This window comes from Gardnerella sp. C0684A1, assembly GCF_055326835.1.
Map to the genome: position 1 here is coordinate 1 of NZ_JBLTSX010000098.1, position 235 is coordinate 235.

The 235-nt window shown below is 66.4% G+C and carries 1 protein-coding gene; it reads left to right on the forward strand.

Annotated features, from left to right (window positions below):
- Positions 1–235, forward strand: a 235-nt coding sequence (locus tag ACNEUN_RS06470) for a hypothetical protein (RefSeq protein WP_463631645.1), incomplete at both ends; no start/stop codon positions are given.

Consider the following 235-nt stretch of genomic DNA (forward strand, 5'->3'; position numbering starts at 1 on the left):
CTGCTGTTCAAGGACAGCATCGTCGCCGCGCTGAAGATCGTCTGGGACAGCCTGGTCGCGACCCTCGGTCCGCCCATCGAGGCGATCATGACCAAGCTGCAGGCCCTGTTCGGCAAGCTGTCGGGCGGGCCGATCGGCGCGGCCGTCGAGGGCCTCATCAGCATCCTGATGGGCTTGAAGGACGTGATCGGCACGATCCTGGTCGCCGCGATCGAGCTGGCGGGCAACCTGATCG